General features: G+C 64.2%; 18 protein-coding genes and 1 riboswitch. Of the genes, 8 read left to right on the top strand and 10 right to left on the bottom strand.

What is annotated here, in order from left to right; genetic code table 11:
* Window positions 1-54 precede the first annotated feature (54 nt).
* Both LN996_RS18110 and LN996_RS18105 read right to left on the bottom strand, forming a co-directional pair.
* A complete protein-coding gene (locus LN996_RS18110; RefSeq protein WP_231341785.1) occupies window positions 55-2,970 on the bottom strand; it encodes a chitobiase/beta-hexosaminidase C-terminal domain-containing protein in 2,916 nt (971 codons plus the stop codon).
* Window positions 2,971-3,097: 127 nt separating this feature from the next.
* Window positions 3,098-3,889: a gamma-glutamyl-gamma-aminobutyrate hydrolase family protein gene (locus tag LN996_RS18105; RefSeq protein ID WP_231341784.1), complete on the bottom strand. Its 792-nt coding sequence runs from the start codon at window positions 3,887-3,889 to the stop codon at window positions 3,098-3,100.
* Window positions 3,890-3,963: 74 nt separating this feature from the next.
* Between LN996_RS18105 and LN996_RS18100 the strand changes: the two genes are divergently transcribed.
* On the top strand, window positions 3,964-5,115 hold the full coding sequence (locus tag LN996_RS18100) for an LOG family protein (RefSeq protein WP_231341793.1): 1,152 nt from the start codon (window positions 3,964-3,966) through the stop codon (window positions 5,113-5,115).
* On the opposite strand, the gene LN996_RS18095 is transcribed toward LN996_RS18100, so the two are convergent.
* The 3 genes from LN996_RS18095 to LN996_RS18085 form a co-directional block, all read right to left on the bottom strand.
* A complete protein-coding gene (locus LN996_RS18095) occupies window positions 5,112-6,002 on the bottom strand; it encodes a matrixin family metalloprotease (RefSeq protein ID WP_231341783.1) in 891 nt (296 codons plus the stop codon). The two genes, LN996_RS18100 and LN996_RS18095, sit on opposite strands and share 4 nt — an antisense overlap.
* A gap of 110 nt (window positions 6,003-6,112) precedes the next feature.
* On the bottom strand, window positions 6,113-7,003 hold the full coding sequence (locus LN996_RS18090; RefSeq protein ID WP_231341782.1) for a matrixin family metalloprotease: 891 nt from the start codon (window positions 7,001-7,003) through the stop codon (window positions 6,113-6,115).
* Between the two features lie 85 nt (window positions 7,004-7,088).
* Entirely contained in the window at window positions 7,089-8,279 is a 1,191-nt protein-coding gene (locus LN996_RS18085) for a VIT1/CCC1 transporter family protein (RefSeq protein ID WP_231341781.1), read from the bottom strand.
* Between the two features lie 231 nt (window positions 8,280-8,510).
* On the opposite strand from LN996_RS18085, the gene LN996_RS18080 reads away from it, so the two are divergent.
* Entirely contained in the window at window positions 8,511-8,699 is a 189-nt protein-coding gene (locus LN996_RS18080) for a hypothetical protein (RefSeq protein WP_231341780.1), read from the top strand.
* On the opposite strand, the gene LN996_RS18075 is transcribed toward LN996_RS18080, so the two are convergent.
* Both LN996_RS18075 and LN996_RS18070 read right to left on the bottom strand, forming a co-directional pair.
* Window positions 8,696-9,022 carry a hypothetical protein gene (locus LN996_RS18075; protein ID WP_231341779.1) on the bottom strand — a complete coding sequence of 109 codons (327 nt, stop codon included), beginning with the start codon at window positions 9,020-9,022 and terminating at the stop codon, window positions 8,696-8,698. The two genes, LN996_RS18080 and LN996_RS18075, sit on opposite strands and share 4 nt — an antisense overlap.
* A gap of 16 nt (window positions 9,023-9,038) precedes the next feature.
* Window positions 9,039-9,158: riboswitch (SAM riboswitch) on the bottom strand.
* Window positions 9,159-9,272: 114 nt separating this feature from the next.
* Window positions 9,273-10,808 carry a sodium:solute symporter gene (locus LN996_RS18070; RefSeq protein ID WP_231341778.1) on the bottom strand — a complete coding sequence of 512 codons (1,536 nt, stop codon included), beginning with the start codon at window positions 10,806-10,808 and terminating at the stop codon, window positions 9,273-9,275.
* Between the two features lie 266 nt (window positions 10,809-11,074).
* Here LN996_RS18070 and LN996_RS18065 point away from each other — a divergent pair, with 266 nt between their 5' ends.
* On the top strand, window positions 11,075-11,650 hold the full coding sequence (locus LN996_RS18065; protein WP_024819844.1) for a helix-turn-helix domain-containing protein: 576 nt from the start codon (window positions 11,075-11,077) through the stop codon (window positions 11,648-11,650).
* Between the two features lie 27 nt (window positions 11,651-11,677).
* Here LN996_RS18065 and LN996_RS18060 read toward each other — a convergent pair whose 3' ends face one another.
* Window positions 11,678-13,651 (bottom strand): amino acid transporter, encoded by a 1,974-nt coding sequence (locus LN996_RS18060; RefSeq protein WP_231341777.1) that lies wholly within the window; start codon window positions 13,649-13,651, stop codon window positions 11,678-11,680.
* A gap of 229 nt (window positions 13,652-13,880) precedes the next feature.
* Here LN996_RS18060 and speB point away from each other — a divergent pair, with 229 nt between their 5' ends.
* Window positions 13,881-14,942 (top strand): agmatinase, encoded by a 1,062-nt coding sequence (speB, locus tag LN996_RS18055; RefSeq protein ID WP_231341776.1) that lies wholly within the window; start codon window positions 13,881-13,883, stop codon window positions 14,940-14,942.
* Window positions 14,939-16,639 (top strand): thiamine pyrophosphate-binding protein, encoded by a 1,701-nt coding sequence (locus tag LN996_RS18050; RefSeq protein ID WP_231341775.1) that lies wholly within the window; start codon window positions 14,939-14,941, stop codon window positions 16,637-16,639. Before speB ends, LN996_RS18050 begins: the two co-directional genes overlap by 4 nt.
* A gap of 65 nt (window positions 16,640-16,704) precedes the next feature.
* On the opposite strand, the gene LN996_RS18045 is transcribed toward LN996_RS18050, so the two are convergent.
* Together LN996_RS18045 and LN996_RS18040 are read right to left on the bottom strand one after the other, a co-directional pair.
* A complete protein-coding gene (locus LN996_RS18045; RefSeq protein ID WP_231341774.1) occupies window positions 16,705-18,039 on the bottom strand; it encodes an MFS transporter in 1,335 nt (444 codons plus the stop codon).
* Window positions 18,040-18,069: 30 nt separating this feature from the next.
* Window positions 18,070-19,098, bottom strand: coding sequence for an MBL fold metallo-hydrolase (locus LN996_RS18040; protein WP_231341773.1), 1,029 nt, complete (start codon window positions 19,096-19,098; stop codon window positions 18,070-18,072).
* Between the two features lie 94 nt (window positions 19,099-19,192).
* Here LN996_RS18040 and LN996_RS18035 point away from each other — a divergent pair, with 94 nt between their 5' ends.
* From LN996_RS18035 to LN996_RS18025, 3 genes are all read left to right on the top strand, one after another.
* Complete coding sequence (locus tag LN996_RS18035) at window positions 19,193-20,092, top strand: LysR family transcriptional regulator (protein ID WP_231341772.1); 900 nt, start codon at window positions 19,193-19,195, stop codon at window positions 20,090-20,092.
* An 83-nt stretch (window positions 20,093-20,175) separates the two neighbouring features.
* Complete coding sequence (locus tag LN996_RS18030; protein ID WP_231341771.1) at window positions 20,176-20,658, top strand: MarR family winged helix-turn-helix transcriptional regulator; 483 nt, start codon at window positions 20,176-20,178, stop codon at window positions 20,656-20,658.
* 9 nt (window positions 20,659-20,667) lie between these two features.
* Window positions 20,668-22,743, top strand: a complete 2,076-nt coding sequence (locus LN996_RS18025; protein ID WP_231341770.1) for an MFS transporter — start codon at window positions 20,668-20,670, stop codon at window positions 22,741-22,743.
* Window positions 22,744-22,952: the final 209 nt, after the last annotated feature.

Here is a 22,952-nt window from a genome sequence, read left to right as displayed (position 1 = left end):
CGGGCCGAAGAGTCTGGGGGAAAACTCCGACCCGCGCCAGGTTCAGGGGGCAGGCTAGGCGATGACTTTCATGGCCTGCCAGCCGGTGCCGAGGCTGATCGGCGGCACGTTGCTGAGCGTTCCGCCTCCCGATCCGGGATACAGCCACAAGGTGTCTCCGATGCGGCCCACGACGTCGTTCCTGCCGTCGCCGTCAAGGTCCCGCGGACCGGCCACCGCAGTGCGGGTTCCCCAGCCCGTCCCGATCTGCGTCCATTGCAGCCAGCCCCCGGAGCCATTGCCCGGATATAGCCATAATGCGCCTGTGTCGGTGCGCCGCGCCAGTACATCTCCCTTGCCGTCCCCGTTGAAATCGCCGGTGCTGAAGATGGCATTCATGACGTCCCAACCCCAGCCGACGGTGTAGGGACTCCGCTGGCCTCCGGTGCCGTTTCCTTCGTAGAGCCGGAGCTCGCCATTGCTTCGGCGGCCAATAAAATCGGGGATGCCATCGCCGCTGAAATCGCCGGGGGAGAAGATCTGCGTCATGGTGCTCCACCCGGTGCTGACCTGCTTCCTGGCCGCGAAGCTGCCTGCGCCGTCGCCGGGGTAGAACCAGAGGATGTCTCCGGCCCGGGCCAGAAGGTCAGGCTTGCCATCCTTGTTGAAGTCGCCAGGGGTGACGGTGTCCGTGATGGTGGACCACGCTGGTGCTGCGAGGGCGACCTGCCGCGGATCGAGTCCGCCCGAACTGTTGCCGGGGTAGAGGTACAGGTTGCCGGCGGCATCAGCGGCCAGCACGTCCGCACGGCCGTCACCGTTGAAGTCATGGGCCGACGGCGGTCCGGCTGCGGGCACCGTGTAGGTCTGGGTACCCACGGCTGAGGTGTTGCCGGCAGTGTCGACGCCGATGTATTTGAGCACCAGCGTGGTACTGCCCATGACGATCGGTTGCGCGGCACTGTACTTGATGTTGGTGGCTGATTCCGTGGCCGTAGGGGTGCTGCCATTGGTGGTGTAGTAGATGGCGGCAGGCTCATTGGCGGTCAGCGCGATGGTGGCCCCACTGGCCAAGGCCCTGCCGGTGGGATTGGCCGATACCGTGGGCGCGGTGGTGTCCGGTGGCACGGAGTAGCTCTGCGTGGCTACCTCGGACACGTTTCCGGCAGTATCCCGGGCGAAGTACTTCAACGTCATGGGACCGGGTCCGTTGAAGGGGATCGCCGTGGTGTAGGGGAGTCCAGCCGTCAGGGGATCGGTGCCGTCCGTGGTGTAGCGGATTTCGGCCGGCTCGTTCGCAGCCAAGGTGATGGTGGTGCCTGGCGCGTACTGACCTCCCAGGGGCGTGGCCGTGACCACGGGCTTCGTCACATCCGGGCCGGTGGAGTACGTCTGGGTGACCACAGCCGACGAGTTGTTCGCGCTGTCCACGGCGAAGTACTTCAAGGTCAGCGGACCGTTCAAAATCAGCGGAGCGGTGTACTTGCTGCTTGCCGTGGTGGGGGTGCTGCCATTGGTGGTGTAGTAAATGGTGGATGTTTCATTGGCGGTCAGGGTTATCGCCTGGCCCGCCGTGTAGGTTCCACCCGGGGGTGCCGCGGTGACGACGGGAGCCACGTTGTCGGTGCCGAGATAGGCCTCAAACTCAGCCAACCCGGCGTTGGTGGTGCCCGCGCTGACTGAGGTGATGTTGAGCCGCACGGAGCTCACTGTCTTGGCGGGGAAGTTGATGGTGAGGCCGGAGCCGTTGTTGGGCAGGGCTGGAACGGCCACGGTACTTCCATCAGAGAACTGAAGGTTGCCACCGGTAATCTGATCGGTCAGGAGTGGCCGATCGGACAGGGTGACCGCATTGATGGTCCGGGTGGGGGAGAAACTGTACTGAATCCAACTGCCGGCCTTTTCACCAGCAGAGACCCACTCCCGCGTGGCATCCATCGGAGCACCCCACTGGTAACCGTCCCTCGCCTTCTCCGGGCTCTGTGCGGAGGCTTTCTGCGAAGACGCCGTGACGGTGGTGCCCGCCGATTTGGCAGCGTTGCCCACCCACTCAATGGCTGTGATGTATTGCCGCTTCAGCCATTCGTCGTAGGGGGAATCCGGGCACCCTTCACCGGGGCTGCTGCAGACGTACATGTCGAAATCGGCGAACCGGACAAACGTGTCCACTTTGGCCGTGAGTTCGGCCCCGGTCACGTTCTGCGCATACTCATCGATGACGTAGGCATCGTAGGCCAGGGACGTGTGCGGCCCGGTGTAGCTTCGGGTCGCCAGCTGGGCGAACTTGGCCGTGGCCCAGTGGTCGCTGTGGTCGTAGGGGGTATTGAAGTTCCCGGTCCAGTCCTGGGTGCGGAAGGTGGTGGGCTGGAAGTTGACCACCAGGCGGTTCAACGCGGTTTGGAACTGGGATTTGGTGAAGGTCGCTGCATTGTCCACGGGCCGGATGGAGGAGAGCCGGCCGTCCCAGAGTTTGAGGATGCTCTGGCTGTTGTAGGCGGCGCTGCCCAGGCCGTTCGGAAAGCCATCGGGAAGCCGCATATAGACCACCGAGACGTTGGGAGCACCGTTCAGGGTACGCATGGTCAGCGGACGCCCGGGCACTCCGGCATCGGATGTTGTCCAGCTGTTGGATACACCGGCCATTTTGGCGTAACTGGCTTGGATGCCTGACTCGAGGCTCCGCCAGTAGGTGGCTCCCTCGCCGGCCTCTCCCGCGGTGGTGAACACCGTTTGAACACATCGCTTGGCTTGGATGTCCCGCATGAAATCCGGGCTGAGGAAGAGCAGATCGTCGTCTGTGTGGGCAACGATCTGCATGGCTCCGCCAGTTCCCGCGCACGGCGGTTCAGCAGCAGCCGCAGGCGATGCGGAGGTCAGGACGAGTCCGCCCAAAACCAAAGCAGGCCCGAGGAGCAGCCCTAGCAGGCGCTTGGGGAAGGATGGACGGGTCTTCGGATGAGAGGATCGGCTGACGTGTTTTGGACGGTCCACAACTATGCTCCTTTGAGCAGATGTTGGGCCCCCCAGCCGGCAAACTTACGACGCCCCCTGGACGTCATGCGAATGAAATTGGGCTTTTGCTGAACTTTCAACGGAACTGAAAGCGATGCAGTGAGCGCTACTGTACTCCACCGGGACGAGCCTGGGTAGGGTTCCGGCAGACATCTACGAAGGATGTGAAAGGCAGCAACCGATCAGAGTCGGGAAGCTGGGACGCCTCGGGGTGCCACTGCACTGAGGCCACCCACCGTGAGGGGTCTTCCAGGGCCTCCACCGTACCGTCGTCGGCGACGGCCGTGACGACCAGGCCTTCGCCCACCCTTGCGACAGCTTGATGGTGCCCGGAAGCGATCTTGATGGTGCTCCCTTCGGGGGAACCATACAGTGATGCAGTTTTGGATCCGGCGGTGAGCAGCACATCGTGCCATGCCCATTCGCTGGCCGTGGTGTCGTGTGGATCCAAGCCGTTGTGGGTCACAGCAGTGGGTGCCATGTCCTGAATCAGCGTCCCACCATAAAGCACATTCAGCAGTTGGTGGCCGCGGCAGATGCCCAGCAGCGGAAGTCCGGCGTCGATGGTTGCGCGGGCAACATCCATGTCCAGATGGTCCTGCTCAGCGTTGACGTCGTACAGGGAGTCCTGCGGATCCTGGCCATAGAGGCGCGGATTGATGTCGCCGCCGCCCGGCAGCAGCACGCCGTCGAGCTCCTGCATTTCAGTGGCCAGCCTCCCGGCGCTGTCAGCCGACACCGGGGTCAGCAGCACGGGCCGCGCACCGGCCTCACGCAGCAGGTCCACGATGAAGGTGAACAGTCGGTTGGCCTCACCCACACGGGCGTCCGGAGCGTCCGAACTGCTGAGGCGAACCGGAACGCCGATACGCGGACGGGCAACTTCTGAACTCTTCATCCTTCATGATGCACCGCTCAGCGGCCGGGTGCGCAAACGCCGGCGTCATGGCGCAGCGATACTACGCTGAAGCCATGAACCGCAGCGCACCCTTGAACCCGAGTCCGCGAACTCTCGACATCCAAAGCGTTGTCCACTTCGAACGTCTGGTGAGTGCCGGTGCGGGGTCCATGAGTGGTTGGCACGCGCAGTCGCTGGACCTTCGAGGCCACGCCCGGGACCTCAAGGCCCTCAACCCCCAAGGGGCGATCTTCCTGGGATGCACGTTCGACGACGGCGTGGAAGAGAGCCTCCGACGCCGCGGGGCACTCATCTTTCCCAAACTGCAGGGCGTTCCGTTCGACCCCTACCGGGGCAGCCTCTACAGCGCCGCGGAGCTCTACCAGGACATCTCCTCCACAGAATACGAAGCCACCCTCGACGCGCAGGTCTACCAATGGAGCATCCTTCCCGGACAGCGGGCGAGCCTCGACGCCACCCTTGCCGCGGCCCTTCATGACCACGCGATCGGCGACGCCCTGGATGAGTTGCTGGATCATGGGGCGCTCGCCGGGAGCAAAATCGTGGGAGTCATGGGTGGACACGCCGCCCAGCGTGGCACCAGCGAATTCGCCGACGCCGCGAGGCTGGGCCGCCTGCTCGCCCAGGCCGGTTTCGCTGTCGCCACCGGAGGTGGACCCGGAGCCATGGAAGCGGCCAACCTGGGCGCCTACTTGAGTGGGCTGCCCGACGTCGACACAACAGCCGCGCTGGGAACCCTCGCCGAGGTACCGGGGTTCAGGCCCTCGGTGACGGCTTGGGCACGGCAAGCAGCCGTCGTCGTCGAACGTCATCCGGAAGGCACCCCGACGCTTGGAATACCCACGTGGTTCTACGGCCATGAGCCTCCGAACCTGTTTGCCACCCACATCGCCAAGTACTTCGCCAACGCCCTCCGGGAAGCCATCCTGTTGGAGCTTTGCAATGGTGGGACCATCTTCCTTCCGGGGGCCGCAGGAACGGTGCAGGAAATCTTCCAGGACGCCTGCGAAAACTACTACGGAGCGCCGGAGACCATCACTCCCATGGTGCTGGTGGGACGCGACCATTGGGAACGGACACTCCCGGCATGGCCGATGTTGCAGGGCCTCGCCGCGGGGAAGCCCATGGAGCACAGGATCTTCCTGGTCGATAGCGTGGAGGAGGCACTCGCAGTAGTTTCCGGCCAAGGAGCACGGCGCGGCTAGAAGTCCTTGCTGCACGGACCTTGGCCGAGTTGGGCCAGGCCCGTCCGGTCGCCGGCAGCGTATTGCCGGACCCACGAAGCCTGGTCAAACATGAGCTGCCGGGGATCGTCCACGTGGTCCAGGCCCAGCAGGTGTCCCAGCTCATGCATGATCACCGCGATGCCGATCTCCTTGCCCTCGGAAGTGTCCACAATGCCGGCGAACTGGGGCGCGTCCAGGGACACGGTGCCTGTGACGTAGGCCTTATAGCCGTTGCTCAGGCCAATCGATGAGCTTCCGCCCAGACCCACAGTCTGGCCTGTCAGGCGTGGCACCTGCTCCGGAGTGGTCCAGGCGATCAGGACGGGAGCCCATCGGTCCCCGTACCGGGCCGGCTGGTATCCGGTCCTGTTGGTGGAAGGGACCTCGGAACTCGGACCGTCGTAGATGAACTTCAATCCAGTGGCCACGCTGGCTTGCCGGACGGCTTCTTCCACCAGGGGCTGCCAGGAAGGATCCGCCTGGTCCGCGTTCACCACGTAATGGATGGGCCTGCACGGCGAGTAGGCCAGGGGGGTTCCGTCTTCTTTGACGGCAAGGAACTTGTAGGAGGTACTGGTCCGGTTTATTGGCGCCGGAGTTCCAAGCGGCGCGTCGGCTTCTTCCAGCCCGGGCAACGGGTCCTGGCGTTGTCCGAACGGTACTAAACCGGGGCGTGGAGCCTGGCTCTGCGTGGCGGATGATCCGTAGAGGAACCGCTGCAGGTCGCCGCTGAAATACGCGCCCGCGCAGACAAGGCCGAGGACGCCGAACAGGAACAGGATGGCGGCGATGCTGCTGTGCTTGATCGGTGGACGCGGCGCTGGGGGATCGGGGTCCGGCCACTGGGGCGACCCGTAAGGTTCCATGGAACCCCCTGACGTGGAGGCCGCGGACGGGAGGTGGGGCGCCGCCGTCGGCCGTAGTCGCCAGCATAAGTCCGGACGCCACGGGAGTCCATGCCGGAAGTGGTCGGCTGCTAGATGTCCTTGCGGCAGGGCGCTGATGCCAGGAGGTGCAGGCCGTTCAGGTCGCCGGCAGCGAGGCCGTCCGGGGCACCGATTTCCGGGTACATGAGCTGGACCGGATCATCCACGTGGTCCAAGCCCATCACATGTCCCAGTTCGTGTTGCATGACCGCCAGGACGTAGTCGGCCCCTTCGGGGTTGGCCAGTAGTTCGGCTACCTGCGGAGTGTCCAACTCGAGGCTGCCGGTGATGTAGCTTTTGGGTCCGTTGTTGAGCGAGTACATGGTGCTGCCGCCGGTCCCGATGACTTTGTCTGCCAAGGCCGGCGCTGCCTCCGGCGTGGTCCATGAGATCAGCAGGGGAGCCCATCGATCGCCGTATTTGGCGGGCTGGTATGGTTCGCGGCGGTCCACGGGCAACTCATCGGTGCTGCCGTCGTTGACGAACTGGATTCCCGAAGCGGCGGATACCTTGGCGATCGCAGCCTCCAGCAACGCATCGGAGCCTTCCGGCGCGGAGGCGTTGTTCACTACGTAGTGCAGCGGCCGGCACGGTGAATAGCCAACGGGAGTGCCGTCGTCGTTGGTGGCCAGGAACTTGAACGAATCGTTCGCTGTCCCGGGCGCCGGCGGTGAGGCGAGAGGGGCGTCCGCCTCGTCAACGCCCGGCGGCGGGGCGTCGGCGGCACGGGCAGGTTTTGTTTGGCTTTGTCCGCTTTGCGGGGCGCCGGGGACGCTGACCCCGGGGAAAAGTGCGGTGATGCGGGGGTCTCCGTGCAGGAATCCGCTCACCAGGACGGCCACCACTGCGGCGATGCCGGCCATGACGAGGCCGCGAAGGACCCGCCAGGCAGTTGCCGCACGTCGGTGCTTTGGCGCACGCGTTTCCCGCTCCGAGTCCACGGTTCTCCATTCCTCACGCCCTGGTCACGCGGGGCAGCGCGGAGGACGAACCAACATTACGGGCTGCGGAGGGAGGCGTCCAAACTTAGACGATCGTTGCGCCGAACACCAGGCCCAGCCCATAGGTGGCAGCCGCTGCTCCAAGACCAATGGCGAGTTGCCGCAACCCGCGGCTCAGCGGCGACGTTCCGGACAGCAAGCCCACGACGGCGCCGGTCGCCAGGAGCGCGATGCCCACCAGCACGCCGGCTACCAGCAAAGCAGCCACACCCGTCATGCCGAAAATGAACGGCAGGATGGGCACGATGGCGCCCGAGGCGAAGAAGCAGAAGCTGGACAACGCGGCGCCCCACGCCGAACCGACGGATTCGTGCTCATCGGTGGCCGGCTTCTCTGGCTGCAGGGAGAGGCTGGGGTCGCAGTCGCAGCTGAAGACGCCCATGCGTTCGGCGGCGCGGTGTTCGGCGGCTTCGTGGGTCATGCCCCGAGCCAAGTACACAAGAACCAGCTCGTTGTGCTCGATGTCCAACGAAGGTGCTGCTGTGAGCGTGGCCTGAGTGGGCAACGTGGCGTTAAGCAATTCCCGCTGGGAGCGCACGGAAACGTACTCGCCGGCGCCCATGGACAACGCCCCGGCCAACAGGCCTGCGACGCCGCTCATCAGCACGACAGGGCTGGGCACGCCGGTTGCGGCCATGCCCATGACCAGCGAAAGGTTGCTGACCAAGCCATCGTTTGCGCCGAAGACAGCAGCGCGGAAAGTGCCGGAGAGCCTGTTGCGTCCACGCGTGGCCAGGCCCCGGACCACTTCTTCGTGGATCTGCTCATCGGCCACCATGGCTGCTGTTGCCGCCGGTTCGGTGCCGTAGGGGGAGCGGCCTTCGGCTCGTTGGGCCAGGGCCAGTACAAAGACCGACCCGAAGTTGCGGGCCAGGAAGCCCAGGAACTGGCTGCGGGTTGAGGCGGCCTTGGGCATTCCGGCGTGCTCGCCCAGGAGCTTGAGCCAGTGGGCCTCGTGACGCCCTTCGGCTTCGGCCAGGGCCAGGAGGATTTGGCGTTCTTCGCCGTCGCGCCTCTGGGCGAGTTCGCGATAGACGGCAGCCTCGGCGCGCTCATCGGCCAGATACTGACGCCAGCGGCGGATGTCCGAGGACGACGGGGATGCATCATTTTTCGAGGCTACGCTGGCGACGGCCGTTGTTTCGGGGGCCGTGTTTTCGGTGGCGGGGTCCGGAGCCGGGCTCGACGAACCGGGGGATTCCTGGTGCTGTTGCACTTTCTCTCCTGTGCTGGGTGGGGTGGTTTCGGCCCCATTGCACGCCCCACACTACCGCTTATTGGCGGGGATTTTTGGCTGGTATTCCTCAACTGGAATGTTCGGCGCACCGTAATTCCGGGCACCCTTGACCCTCGACTGAGGCGGTGCTCAGATGGAAGGACAGGAGCGGGGAGCTCCCCGTTTTCCGGTTACCGGGCTTTGACCGGCCCACGAGACGGAGGTTGCATTATGGACACCACCGAATCACACGCCAGCCACCCGCGGGCGACCATCGAGTCGGACCCAGCCTATGACTACGCCGAGGATCAGGAAGTGGACGAAGCCTGGGTGGAAGAGGTGGACGCCCCGGAGGACGACGAACGCGTCGTCCCGATCGATGAAACCGAGGACTTCCGCGAGGAGGACGAAGGGAACTAGGCCTGCTCCCACGGGCAGAGAGGGAAGTGCCGCTGCACGCCCTCGCGCTTTCCGGCGGCAGCAACGGTCACCGTCAGGGTCCTTGAGGCCGCACACCATTGCGTCGGCCGGACAGCCTGCGTCAGGGCCCGGGTGATCAAGTGCGGTTCGGGATGCCCAAACCGCGCCGTACCGGCGTTGGAGATGATGGTCACCGTGCCCAGGAAAAGGTCGACGGCGGGAATCACCGTGACCGTGCGGGCTGCGGTTTTGGCAGGGGTTCCTGTGGCCGGCGCACTTGCGGCCGGCGTGGATGCCTGGGTGGTATCGCCTTGGTACGGCAAGGGACTGCTCCTCAGTGGAGTGCTCTTGCCCGCTCGGTTGTCTCTGGTCCGGGACGGGCCGCTTCCTCATCCGAACCACCCGTGAACATGGGGTTGGTGTGTGGCCAGTCGGAGCTTGGCACCACATCTCTTGAAGCTGGGACAACCCTACCCCACCGGGCGTTCTTCCAGGGGACGAAACAACGGCGACGCCTCCCCGAAAAGGGGTGGCGCCGCCGTCGAACGTTGCTCTGTTACTTGCCGTGCACTTTTACTTGTGGCTGCTGACCGGGTGGGCCTCCGGCGGCAGCTCTTCCGAGACAGCACCTGCGACGCGCTTGTCCCATGCTTCGCGGACCGCGGGATCCGTGGGCGGGGTGAGCAGCGAGATCACTACGTAGGCGATGAAGGAAGCCGCGAGGCCGAAGTAGATCGGCTCGTTGGCGTAGACGCCGTCAGCGCTGGGAATGACTCCAACGGCGAAGAAGATCAGCAGGACAAGCGTCAGCACCGAGCCCACTGCCATGGACCACGCGGCGGCGATGCCCGTGCCGCGCTTCCACACCAGGCCGCCCAGGATTGCCACCAGGAGGCCACCTACCAGGATGTCGTAGGCGATGGTGAGGGCGACAACCACGTCCTGCGCAGCCATGGAAATCAGCACGGCTACGATACCGAGGCCAAGTACCCAGTAGCGGTTGGCCTTGACGTCGTGCTCGGGGTTCTCCGTGTCATCAGTGTTGATGGTCTTGCCGAACCAGCTGGCCACGAACGGGACGACGTCTGCACGTGCCACCGTTGCCGCGGCAATCAGGGCTCCGGATGCGGTGGACATCATTGCTGCAACAGCTGCGGCCATGACCAGGCCGCCGATGCCGACAGGCAGGATGTGCGTTGCTACCTCTGCGTAAACCACGTCCTTGCCGAGGTTGGCGACGTCGATGTCCGGGAGCGCTACGCGGGCAGCCAGGCCGATCAGGGCCCCGGCGATGCCGTAAAGGATGCAGTAGACACCTGCGGTGGCGCCGCCCCAGCGTGCGACGGTGGGGGTCTTGGCGGTGAAGACGCGCTGCCAGATGTCCTGGCCGATCAGGAGGCCGAGCGTGTACACCACGAAGTAGGTGATGATCGTCTGGACACCAATGCCGTCGATCTGGAAGAAGCTTGCGTCGAGGCGCTCACGGATGCCGTCCATGCCGCCGGCTGCGTTCATGACGAACGGGAGCATCAGGAAGAAGATGCCTACGGTCTTGATGATGAACTGGACCTGGTCGGCCAGGGTGATGGACCACATACCGCCGATGGTCGAGTAGACGAGCACGATCGCGCCGCCAACTGCGATGGCCAGCCAGCGTTCCCAATCGAAGAGGACCACGAAGATGGTGGCGTAAGCGCCGGTGGACGTGGCACACAGCATCAGCGTGTACGCCAGCATCACGATTCCGGAGGTCTGCGTGGCCTTGCTGCCGTAGCGAAGGCTCAGCATCTGGGAGACCGTGTAGATCTTCAGGCGCTGGATGGTGCCTGCGAACAGGAGGCTGAGCAGCAGCACGCCCGAGCCGATTGCCACAACCAGCCACATGCCGGAGATGCCGAACTTGTAGCCGAGGCCGACGCCGCCCACGGTGGATGCGCCACCGAGGACCACTGCGGCCATGGTGCCGGTGTAAAGGAAGGGGCCCAGGCGGCGGCCGGCCACCAGGAAGTCGCTGTTGTTCTTGGTGCGGGACTTGCCCCACCAGCCGAATGCCAGCATGGCGAGCAGGTACACCACCACGATTGCGATGTTAATAGCCGAAGATTCCATGAGAGGTCCTTGGAGCTGATGCACGGAGGTTGGGGTTTTCGACGATACTCCTGCGAAGCGTCGAAGTCTCTGTGCTGATGATTGGAGATTGGGGATGTGTTGTGTGCCTCACAGACAACACTTGTTGCCTATGAGGATATGTTGTGATCGGAGTAACAGTCAAGATGCTTTGGTCATGGTTCCGCGGATTCTGGCCTTGTTGGCCTGTCTCCCGGCTACTATTGCTCCAATGACAGGGCCACATGACAGGCCTGAAAGGTTCGTGAATGAAGGCTCTACCCGTTGAACCGAGCAATGTTCCCGTTGCCATCGGTTCCAGAATCCGCGCAGCCCGGCAGGCGCAGCGCCTCACCATCGAGCAAGTGGCGGACGCTACCGGGCTGACCAAGGGCTTCCTCAGCCGTGTGGAGCGCGACCTGACATCGCCGTCGGTCGCTTCCTTGGTCACCCTGTGCCAGGTCCTGTCGGTATCGGTGGGGGACTTGTTCGCAGCCCCGGAGACGCACTTGACCAAGCGCGACGACGGTCCCCGCATCTCCCTGGGTGGCCAGGGCATAGTGGAGCGCTTACTGACCGCCCGCTCGGAGCGGCGGCTCCAGATCCTGCAAGCAACCATCGAGCCCCGGGGCCGCGGTGAAAACGAGCTGTACGCCGTGGACTGCGACGTAGACGTCCTGCACGTGGTCAAGGGCAGGATCAAGCTCATCCTGACCAATGAGGAGTACGACCTCGAAGAGGGGGACACCCTCTCCTTCCCGGGGCGCGAGCCGCATACCTGGATCAACCCCACGGACGAAACCGTCGAGGTGCTCTGGGTGCTGGTTCCAGCGGCCAGCCGCTAGTTTCGCGCCAACGCGCGGGGGCGGCAGCTAGCCGACGTGCACCCATGGCCGGCGGGTGATGTCCGGCTCGGCTTCCCTCAGCACTTCACGGGTGACAGGCGCGATCTCGCCTTCGCCGAAGAACAGGAACTTGCTGAGGTTGGAGATCGGGTTGCCCTCGGTCCAGCGGAAGTAGATGTGCGGCATGAACCCGGTGACGTCGCGGATGTGCAGCAGGACTGCGGCTACGGTGTTGGGCACGTTGTTGCTGTGCACTTCCAGGATCTTGAACCCGTGCCGCTGCTTGCCTACGACCTGGAGTTCCTGCTCGAAGTCCGAGCTGTCGTCCACGATGACCTCGATGAACACGGCGTCGCAGTCAACGGGAAGGTGGTTGGCCTGCTGGGCGTGCTGGAGCTTCTCCCGGTAGCGGCTTGCGCTGAGGTGCTTGGGCTCGTGGGCGATGATGCGCACTGGTCCTTCGGCAGCGTTCGCCGTGAATTCAAGGGCCTTCTCATCCATCTTGATGTGGGTGGCCCGGAGTTCGAAGGCGCGCCTCATGCGGGAAATGAAGCTGACGACCATGATGCCCAGGATGAAGAGCGCCGCAATCTTCAAGCCGTCGGGGCGTTCGATCGAGTTGACCACGGTGGTGTAGACGAACACGAGGGAGATCAGCCCGAAGCCGATGACCTGGGCCCGTTGCTTCTTTCGCCGTGCGGACAGGGTCACGGCTATGGAGGCCGAGGTGATGAGGACCAGCACGCCTGTGGCGTAGGCGCCACCCTGGGCGTTGACGTCCGCCTTGAAGATGATGGTGACAAGGAAAGCGATGACTGTGAACACCAGCACCAGTGGACGAAGGGCGCGGGCCCACGCCGGCGCCATGCCGTAGCGGGGCAGGTACCTCGGGACCAGGTTGAGCAGTCCCGCCATGGCGGAAGCGCCGGCGAACCAGAGGATGGCGATGGTGCTGACGTCATAGACAGTTCCGAAGCCGTCGCCGAGGAATTTGTGGGCGAGGTAGGCGAGTGCGCGGCCCTCGGCCTTGCCGCCGTCTTGGAATTCGGCGGCGGGGATCAGCATGACGGTGGTGAAGCTGGACGTGATGAGGAATGAGCTCATGATGATGGCTGCGGTGGTGAGCAGCTTGTGGGCGCCCTTGATCCGGCCTGTGGGCTTGGCTTCGGTGTCTGTAGCGTGGCCCTTGATCTGGGGCATGACAGCCACGCCGGTTTCGAATCCGGAGAGGCCCAGTGCCAGGCGGGGGAACACCAGGAGTGCCAGGGCGATCATCATGATCGGGTCGCCGTGGGAGGTGGTGAGGGCGGTCCACCAATCGGTGATGACGCCGGACTCGGTGAAGAGGTGGGCCATGGATACGGCAATCACCACCAGGTTCAGCGCCAGGAATGCCGCCACGAGGACTACTGCCACGTTGATGGCTTCCTTGAAGCCGCGGAGGAAGACGACGCCGAGGCCTGCTATCAAGGCCAACGTGATAACCACTTGCTGGCCTTCGAGGAAGTGCGGAGCGAAGGGGTTCTCGATGAGGTGGGCTGTGGCGTCCGCGGCGGAAAGGGTAATGGTGATCATGAAGTCCGTGGCGGCGAAGCCGAGGAGGGCCAGGACGAAGAGCTTGCCTCCCCATCGGGGCAGTAGTCGTTCCAGCATGGCAATGGAGCCCTCGCCGCGCGGGCTTTCCTTCGCAACGCGGCGATACACGGGCAGTGCGCCGGCAAGGGTTGCGAACACCAGGAGCAAGGTGGCCAGCGGGGACAGCAGGCCGGCGGCCAGTGCGGCGATGGCCGGCTGGTACCCAAGGGTGGAGAAGTAGTCCAGGCCGGTGAGGCACATGACTTTCCACCAGGCTTGGGGCTTATGCGAGTCCGTGGGGCGGCCGTGTGGGCCTTGCCGCTTTCCTGAGGTTTCCGGCATTCCTTCCAAAAGCCATGCTTTGAGCTTGAAGGAATTCTTTGGCCGGTTGGCCGGGTCGGCCGGAGGCCTCGTCAGGGTGGTCACGTTGTCCTTTCGCGCAGCACGGTACTGCTTCCGCTAGGAGCGTATGGCCGCATTCGACGCCGGGACCCCGGTTTTTATGGAATCTTTACGCCTGCTGTGACCGGCATCTCACCCCCTCGGTTCATCACAAATTTGTAAACAGGTGATGCATATTAGGCAACTTCGAGTGTATGATGGGTGTCACAGCTAGTGATCCAATCCCCCCAAAGATGACAAGGAGTGGCACATTTTGGAAGAGCTCCGTATTGAAGCCAACGGGAACCTCGGCCCCATCGATTCGTCCCGCATCCCGCGCTACGCCGGTGCCGCCACCTACGCCCGACTGCCTCGCCTGGACCAGGTCGCCAAGGCCGATGTCACCGTAGTTGGCGTCCCCTTCGACTCCGGCGTTTCCTACCGTCCCGGCGCCCGCTTTGGCGCCAACCACGTGCGTGAGGCCAGCCGTCTGCTGCGCCCGTACAACCCGGCTTGGGACGTCAGCCCGTTCGAGAACATCCAGGTTGCCGACGCAGGCGACATGGCCGTGAACCCGTTCAACATCAACGAGGCCATCGAGACCATCCAGCAGAATGCCCTGGACCTCACGGCCAGCGGCAGCAAGCTGGTCACCCTCGGTGGCGACCACACCATTGCCCTCCCGCTCCTGAGGGCAGCAGCAGAACGTGCCGGCGAACCCATTGCCATGCTCCACTTCGATGCGCACCTGGATACCTGGGACACCTACTTCGGCGCCGAGTACACGCACGGCACGCCGTTCCGCCGGGCAGTGGAGGAAGGCATCCTGGACACGGAAGCCATCAGCCATGTCGGCACCCGCGGTCCGTTGTACGGCAAGAAGGACCTCGACGACGACCACCGCTTCGGCTTCGGAATCGTCACCTCCGCTGACGTCTACTACCAGGGCGTCCTGGAGACGGTAGCCAAGATCCGTGACCGCATTGGCAACCGACCGCTCTATATCTCGGTTGACATCGATGTCCTGGATCCGGCGCACGCGCCCGGAACCGGAACCCCCGAAGCCGGCGGCATCACCAGCCGCGAACTCCTGGAAATCATCCGTGGCTTCCGCGGCATGAACCTCGTGGGCGCGGACATCGTGGAAGTTGCTCCGGCGTATGACCACGCAGAAATCACCGGTGTTGCCGGCAGCCACGTAGCTTATGAGCTCGTGACCCTCATGGCAGACAACGCCGTGGAAGGCGACCGTCTCGGCGCTCCGAACGGCTACGCACAGCAGGCGCTCGGCGCCCGCATTGCCGAGCTCGCCAAGGCAACCGGAGACCAGCGATGATCGACTTCGATCCCGGTACGGCAGCCCCGACAAAGGGGACCAACCAGCGCAACGGCGGGGACCTCGTCGTCGAGACCCTCGAAGCGTTGGGCGCGAAGACCGTTTTTGGTATCCCGGGGCAGCACGCGTTGGGTCTTTTTGACGCCATGGGCCGCGGCAACCTGCACTTTGTTTCCTCCCGGGTGGAGAACAACTCGGCGTTTGCCGCTGACGGCTATTCCCGTGCCACCGGTGAGGTGGGTGTGCTGTTCCTGTCCACCGGGCCCGGCGCGCTGACCTCCCTTGCGGGGCTGCAGGAAGCCTACGCCACGGGTGTTCCCATGGTGGTTGTTGCCAGCCAGATCCCGCTTGACGGCCTGGGCGCACGCCGCAAGGGCATGCTGCACCAGCTTGATGACCAGAAGGCCTCGGCCGCGAACGTCACCAAGAGCCAGCGCCTGATCCAGCACGCTTCCGGAATCCCGTCGGCCATCCAGGATGCCTGGACCGAAGCGATCTCCTCGCCGCAGGGGCCGGTCTGGATCGAAATCCCGCAGAACGTCCTGTTGGATCCCATCATGGTTCCCCCGGTGGAAGACGCGCTCGCCGAGGCCTTCGATAACCCGCCGCGCGTGGAGTTGATCCGCGAAGCGGTCAAATGGCTTTCGACGGCGGAACGTCCGGCGATCATCGCCGGTGGCGGTACGCGTCGTGGCCGGGCCGAGAAGTCGCTGCTCTCCATCGCCGAACAGCTCCGTGCCCCGGTGATCTGCACTCCCGGCGGTAACGGTGCGTTCCCGTGGACCCACGAGCTGTCCTTGCAGTCCTGGATCGAGGACCGGTACATGACCGATGTCCTGGAAGACGCCGATGTGTTGATCGTCATTGGCTCCTCGCTGGGTGAAGTGACCTCCAACTACTTCACCTTTGAACCCCGCGGCCGCATCATCCAGATCGACGCCGAACCCCGCGTCCTGGAATCCAACCGGCCCGGGCTTGGCATCCGCGCCGACGCAGGCCAGGCCCTCGCAGCGCTGGACGAAGCCCTCGCTGAGGCGGGTGCAGCGGATGCGACACAGCGTTCCTGGCATGGCACCAGCCCGGAAGAGGTGGTCAAGGAGTCCTTGGCCAAGGTCACCGCACGCCTGGAATCGCAGGACCTGGCCAAGGAACTGAAGTTCATGTCGGACATCCGCGAGGCTGTGCCGGCTGATATGCAGACGTTCTGGGACATGACCATCTCCGCTTACTGGGGTTGGAGCTGCTGGGATGCCCGGCAGGGCCAGTTCCACTCCGCCCAAGGAGCCGGCGGCCTGGGCTACGGCTTCCCGGCAGCAATCGGCGGTGCCGTGGGGCTGGAAACCACGGGCAAACCGAGCCGGGTGCTGGCTGTGTCCGGTGACGGTTCCTCCATGTACTCCATCTCCGAACTCGCCACCGCCAAGCAGCACAACGTCCCGGTCACCTGGCTGATCGTGGACGACGGCGGCTATGGCATCCTGCGCGAATACATGGTGGGCGCCTTCGGCCAAGCCACGGCCACCGAACTCGCCCGCCCGGACTTCGTCAAGCTTGCCGAGTCCTTCGGCGTCCCGGCCCGCCGGGTTGCCCCCGAGGAAGTCGGGGACGCGCTCAAGGCGTCGTTCGAAGCGGACGGACCCAACGTCGTCGTGGTTGAAACGCTGCTGAAGATGTTCGGCCCCACGCATTTGGATTAAACAGACCCAAAAACAGCCAGCCCCCGCACGGTCATCCGTGCGGGGGCTGGCTGCTTTAAGGACACTCAGTCGAGTTCGCGCTGGGTGCCCTCAGGAGTGAGTTTCACAGCGATAACCGCGGCAAGCATCGCGGCGATCCAGAACACCGCGATGAGCCACAGGCCACCGCCGGCTGCGAGGCTGAGGCCGGCGACGATCATGGGAGTGAAGCCGGCACCGATCATCGAGGCACCTTGATAGGCCAGGGACGCGCCGGTGTAGCGGTTGCGGGTGGGGAATTGTTCGGCCACATAGGCGGCAATGGGCCCGTAGAGGAAGCCTTGCACGAGGCCATTGCCCAACACGATGGCCAGGGCAAATGCCCACAGTTCGCCGTTGTTGATGAGCAGCAGGATGGGGTAGGCAAGGACAGCGCCCAGCAAGGATGCGCCGATAAGGACGCGGCGTCGGCCGATCCTATCGCTGAGGCGTGCCGAGTAGAAGCAGATGATCAGCGTGAGAAGTGCCGCGAAAGCCTTGATGTTCAGGACACCGTTCTTGTCAGCACCGTTCTCAACGGCCACCGAGACACCCCACACGGTGGTCATCGACTGGCACACATAGAACGCTGTGGTTGCCAGCAACCCGAGCACCACGGCACGGCGGTTGTTCTTGAGGACGTCGAGCAGGGGGACCCGCCGTTTGGATCCTTCCGCTTCCAGTTTCTGGAAGGCAGGAGTCTCGGAGACTTTGAGGCGGATGACCATACCGACGGCGATCAGCGCGGCGCTGAGCAGGAACGGTACGCGCCAACCCCACGCCAGGAAGTCGTCGCCGGAGAGTGCTGCGAACAGGGACAGCGCGAGCGTGCCCAGAATGGCTCCAGCCGGGCCTCCGGCGTTGGCGAAAGCTGCCGCGAATCCGCGGTGCTTCTTGGGCGCGTGCTCTATGGCCATGAGGGCAGCGCCACCCCACTCGCCGCCCACAGCGACGCCCTGGACCAGCCTGAGCACCACCAACGCGATCGGCGCGGCAATGCCGATCTGGGCCGTGGTTGGCAGCAGTCCGATCATCGTGGTCCCAAAACCCATGATGAGCATGGAGAGGACAAGCATCTTCTTGCGGCCCATCCGGTCTCCGAAGTGGCCGAAGATCAGGCCGCCAAGGGGTCGGGCAATGTAACCGACGGCGAGCGTGACAAAGGACGCGAAGAGCGCGAAGCCGGGGCCGAGATTGGCGAAGAAGACCTTGTTGAACACCAAGCTGGCGGCTGTGGCGTAGAGCATGAAGTCGTAGTACTCGATCGCACTGCCGATGAAGCTGGAGGCAAGGATGCGGCGCATGTCCTTGGACTTCATGGAATTCTCAGGTGCGAGGGGCGCAGTTCCTGGCAGGATGTCCTGCGGTGATGCTGGGCTCATGTGATTCCTCAGGTTGCTGGGGTCCGGCCGTCAGCGTTGACGGGCGAACGGAATGACGTCGAGATCGTTGGGGACGGTGAACTTTCCCGTGAAGTGTTCTGCGGCCTCGTGCCAGACCGATGCGGAGGCCGAGCCCGGAACGAGGTGATGCAGGGCCAGGTGCCCGGCACCGGCGGCTTCGGCCAGTTTCGCTGCCTCGCGGACGCTGGTGTGGGACTTGTAATGGTGGTCCCGCGCGGCCCGGCTGCCATCGTCGGTCTTGTCCGCATACAGCGATTCCACCCACGCGAAGTCGATGGCCTCATGCAGCAGCAGGTCCGTGTCCTGGGCCAGGGTGATCATGTTCTGTGTGTAGGCGGTATCGCCGGAAATCGTCACGGAGCCCTCGGCAGTCTCGAAGCGGAAGGCGAACGCCGGAGCAACCGGCGGGTGCTCCACCAGGATGGCGGTCACGGTGACAAGCTCATCCCGGTAGACCTCGAACGGCTCCATGTCCGGCGTTGGATTGCTGTTGGGGTGGTACCCGGTTTCGACTGGTATCCGGAGATCTTCGGCCTTGAAGATTTCCAAGGGGCTGGGCCGGAGGCTGTCCAGGATGCGGTCATTGAGGTCCGTAGCGTGGGCGGCCATGAGTTGTTCGAACATCTGCCGGGTACCCGGCGTCGGATTCTCCGGCGCCAGCGGAAGAGGCTCGACGACGGCGCGCGGCGACACCGGGGGAAGCTCACCCCGGTTGCCCGGGCCAATGATCCTGACCGGGTTATCGGTGCGATCAGCAAGGGCGTACAGGCCAAAGATGCCCAGGCCGGCCAGATCATAGACATGGTCCGAATGGAGGTGGGTGATGAAGAGCGCCCTCAAATCCTTGAGTTCCAGGCCTGACTGGCTGAGCCTGCGTCCGGCGCCTTGGCCGAAATCCACCAGGTAGAAGGCCTCTCCCACCACCACGGCAGTGGCGATTCCCGTGCGCTCGCCGGTTTCGGCTGCCGCCCACCATCTGGGGCCGCCGGCGGTCCCCAGGGTGACGATGTGCGGTTTCAGGGATGACGTCAGTGTCACGGGTGTCTCCTTCGACGTTGGCTTTTCTCCAGTGTGGCCCGGCTCACTGCACTTGTATAATCAATCAATTCTAAGAAGTTCATAAGGAGAACTGATGGCTGAGTTCACCCTGCGCCAGCTCGAGTATTTTGTGGCCGTGCTCGATCATGGCTCCCTCACCAAAGCTGCGAGCGAAAGCAACATCTCCCAGGCCGCTGCCTCAATGGCGATCGCCCAGTTGGAAAAAAGCCTCGGCCTGGACCTGCTCATCCGGACCCGCGCCAAGAGGGTGGAGCCCACGCCGGCGGGACTTGAACTCGGCGTCCGTGCCCGGCGAATCCTCGGGGAAACGGCGGATCTGCAGGCCGGGGCACTAATGCGGTCCCATGAAGAGATGCGCGGCCGGGTGTCCATCGGCTGCATGGTGGCCATTTCGCCCCGGGTGATCCCGGAACTCATCGGCTATTTCGCGGAGAAGTGGCCCGAGGTGGAGCTCGACTTTGTGGAGGGCGCTGCCGAAGACCTGCAGAAGGCGGTGGGGGAGGGTGAACTGGACCTCGCGTTTGTCTACTCCCTTCAGGTGGTGCCGGGCGTGGATGTGGTCAAGGTGGTGGAGTCGCGTCCGCAGTTCATGCTGGCCGCGAGCCACCCCCTGGCGGGAAGGGCATCGCTACGCTTCGCCGACCTCGCCAGCGAGGATGTCATCCTCTTCAACGTGCCGCCCAGTGCCGAGCGCGTCACGGCCATGTTCCTCTCGGCGGGCATTGAGCCGAAGGTCCGCTGGAAAAGCGTGGTGGCGCAGACCATCCGCGGCGTGGTGGCCAGCGGAAGGGCTATCTCCGTCACTCACGCGTGGCCGGGGGTCGCGCCTGTTTACGCGGACGCCAAAGTTGCCCTGGTGCCCATTGAAGACGATCTCCCTGAGAGTTGGCTCGTCGCGGCCGTGCCCCCGGGGATCACGCGGCCACGCAGGGTAGATGAGGTCATCAAGGCAGCGATCCACCTGGCCCGGTAAGCCCTCCTCCTCATCTTTAGTTTCCCAAAGCAATCAAATAAGGTTATAGTTGCTTTAGGCAAACAAAAAGAGGGGTGTTTCCCATGTCCGTCGGTTCTGCCACAGCGACCGATCTTGTGCATCAAATCTTCGACCTCCAGCGCACTCTGCGCTGTGTGGTGACCGCCCACATGGCCCGCGTTCCCGACGTCGGAATGGCAGTCCAGGGCGTCATGCGGTTCATCGGCGAGGGGGAGACCCGCGCTACGCACCTGGCCACGCGCCTGGGCGTCAGCGCCCCGGTACTCAGCCGGCACATCACCGAGCTGGAAGAGCTTGGCTTCGTAGTCAGGCGGCCCGATCCAGCGGACGGAAGGGCCCAACTCCTCGCCCTCACGGACAGGGGCGCGGCGAAGCTGCACGAATTCGAAGAACAACGCAGCGTGAGACTGCGGGATTACCTGGCGGATTGGAGCGAGGCAGACGCCCTCGAGGCCTCCCAGGTCATCAACAAACTCACGGAGTCCCTCAAGGACTCAATCCGGGCAACGGCGGCCGGCTCCATCACAACAAACCAGACAGCTTAGGAGCCAAGCATGGCCACACCAGCAGTTCAGCACACCAAGGCGGTGGACGCCTCAGTTAACAAGGCCGCCGCGCCCATGACGCACCGTCAAATCATGGAAGCCCTGACGGGCCTCCTGGCGGCCTTCTTCACGGCGATCCTCAGCAGCACGATCGTCGCCAACGCACTGCCCACCATCATGTCCGAACTCAAGGGCACGCAAACCGACTTCGCCTGGGTCATCACGGCCGCGTTGCTGGCGAACGCTGCAACCACGCCCATCTGGGGCAAGCTCGCGGACCTCTTCGACAAAAAGCTCCTGGTCCAGCTGAGCATCATCATCTTTGTGGCCGGTTCCGTCATGGCCGGTCTGTCCGAAACGATTCCGCTGCTGCTGACCGCACGCGTCATCCAGGGTATCGCCATGGGTGGCCTCACTGCCTTGGCGCAAGCCATCATCGGCTCCATGATCCCGCCGCGTGATCGTGGTAAGTACTCCGGCTACATGGGTGCCGTCATGGCCGTCGGCACCGCAGGTGGCCCGCTGCTGGGTGGCTTCATCGTTGACAGCCCGCTCGGCTGGCGCTGGACGTTCTTCGTCTGCGTGCCACTGGCCGTCGTCGCGCTCATCCTGCTCCAGGTGACACTGAAGATCCAGCACATCAAGCGCCCGGCCAAGATCGACTGGCTCGGCTCCATCCTGCTGACTTCCGGTGTGAGCCTGCTCCTGATCTGGGTCTCCTTCGCCGGCAACCCGGACTACTACGACTGGTTCTCCTGGCAGTCGGCCCTCATGGTGGGTGGCGGCGTAGCGCTGCTGGCCGTCCTGGTATTCGTGGAAACCAAGGTTGCCCAGCCGATCATCCCGCTGAAGATCATCTCCGAGCGCACCACGGCCCTGGCCATCGTCGCGTCGGTTGCTGTCGGCATCGCCATGTTCGGTTCCTCCACGTTCCTGGGTCAGTACTTCCAAGTTGCCCGCGGCGCCACGCCCACCGAGGCCGGCCTGCTGACGCTGCCGATGATCGCCGGCAACCTGATTGGTTCCGTCGCGTCCGGCATCCTGATCAGCCGCTTCGGTAAGTGGAAGAGGTTCCTGATCGCAGGCTCCGTCCTGCTGATTGGCGGCCTCGCATTCGCCGGAACCATGGACCACACCACTGAACTGTGGATCGTCGCGATCTACACCGGCGTGTTCGGCCTGGGCCTTGGCATGCTGATGCAGAACCTGGTGCTGGCCGTGCAGAACACGGTCCAGGCCAAGGACATCGGAACCGCGAGTGCCTCCGTGGCATTCTTCCGCTCGGTGGGTGGCGCAATCGGCGTTTCCGTCCTGGGCGCCATCATGTCCAACCACGTGAAGGACCTGGCCGTTGAAGGCATGGCCGCTGCAGGCATCCCGGTCCAGGGTGGCGCTTCAGGAGCCAGCATGGACCTCGCCGACATACCCGCTCCCATCGCCGAGATCATGCGTGCTGCCTATGGCGACGCCACAGCACAGATCTTCCTGATCTCCGCGATCATCAGTGTCGTGGCCCTCCTGGCCGTACTGTTCATCAAAGAGCGTCCGCTGCGCCGCACCGTGGATGCCGCTCCTGAGAAGGAACTCATCGCCACAGCATCGGGAGACGCCGGGATGTCGCTGGACACCTCTTCCTTGGACGCCGTGAAGGCGGACGACGACGGCGGCAGCGCCTTTGGTGCCGGACGTACTGTTTCCGGGGCCGGGCATCAGGCTCCGAAGCAGGATTCCGGGGCAGACCTGGACCTCGAGTTTGCCCGGATCCTCACGCAGGAACGCCCGCACCCCACGGCTGCTGTCAAGGAAGCAACTGATGTGAAGGAAGTGCAGGAACAGCTGACCCGCACCCAGTACGTACTGGCGGAGCAGCAGTTGCAGCTCAGCCGTGCCAATGTGGAACTGCAGGCGCGGTTGAGGGAACAGCAAACAATCGCGGAGCAGCAGGCCAACACCGCAGGGGAACTCGCTGCGATCCGGAAGGAACTCAAGCGCGAACGCAGGCAGCAAGAGCGGATGGCGTTGTTGCTTCTGCAGGGTGTTGAAGCGCGCGAAGCCCGTCCGGACCACGGAAAGCACGCAGGCTGAATCTGGCCCCCATTCGAAATTCCCGGTTGTCCTGCGCCGGGTGCAGCGAACGAGTGCGGGACCAAGGCGCCGGGGGGGGTAACCCCCCGCGGCGTGGGGGTGAAGGGCCCTGAGGGGGGGCCCCCCCGGGGGCCCCCCCCCCCCCCCGGGGTGGCACCGCGGGGGGGAGTTTTAGGAATTTTTTTTTGCGGGGGGCGCGGGTTTGGTGT

Source organism: Arthrobacter sp. AK01, from assembly GCF_021109375.1.
Lineage (GTDB): Bacteria > Actinomycetota > Actinomycetes > Actinomycetales > Micrococcaceae > Arthrobacter.
The sequence above is the reverse complement of the archived record's forward strand: the minus strand, read 5'-3'. Positions and strand labels throughout refer to the sequence as shown.

Excerpts from the sequence above, each read along its gene's own strand:
- LN996_RS18030 (WP_231341771.1), top strand. The coding sequence starts at position 20,176 with ATGTCCGTCGGTTCTGCCACAGCGACCGATCTTGTGCATCAAATCTTC.
- LN996_RS18080 (WP_231341780.1), top strand. The coding sequence starts at position 8,511 with ATGGACACCACCGAATCACACGCCAGCCACCCGCGGGCGACCATCGAG.
- LN996_RS18105 (WP_231341784.1), bottom strand. The coding sequence starts at position 3,889 with ATGAAGAGTTCAGAAGTTGCCCGTCCGCGTATCGGCGTTCCGGTTCGC.
- LN996_RS18070 (WP_231341778.1), bottom strand. The coding sequence starts at position 10,808 with ATGGAATCTTCGGCTATTAACATCGCAATCGTGGTGGTGTACCTGCTC.
- LN996_RS18025 (WP_231341770.1), top strand. The coding sequence starts at position 20,668 with ATGGCCACACCAGCAGTTCAGCACACCAAGGCGGTGGACGCCTCAGTT.
- LN996_RS18050 (WP_231341775.1), top strand. The coding sequence starts at position 14,939 with ATGATCGACTTCGATCCCGGTACGGCAGCCCCGACAAAGGGGACCAAC.
- LN996_RS18095 (WP_231341783.1), bottom strand. The coding sequence starts at position 6,002 with ATGGAACCTTACGGGTCGCCCCAGTGGCCGGACCCCGATCCCCCAGCG.
- LN996_RS18100 (WP_231341793.1), top strand. The coding sequence starts at position 3,964 with ATGAACCGCAGCGCACCCTTGAACCCGAGTCCGCGAACTCTCGACATC.
- LN996_RS18065 (WP_024819844.1), top strand. The coding sequence starts at position 11,075 with ATGAAGGCTCTACCCGTTGAACCGAGCAATGTTCCCGTTGCCATCGGT.
- LN996_RS18035 (WP_231341772.1), top strand. The coding sequence starts at position 19,193 with ATGGCTGAGTTCACCCTGCGCCAGCTCGAGTATTTTGTGGCCGTGCTC.
- LN996_RS18045 (WP_231341774.1), bottom strand. The coding sequence starts at position 18,039 with ATGAGCCCAGCATCACCGCAGGACATCCTGCCAGGAACTGCGCCCCTC.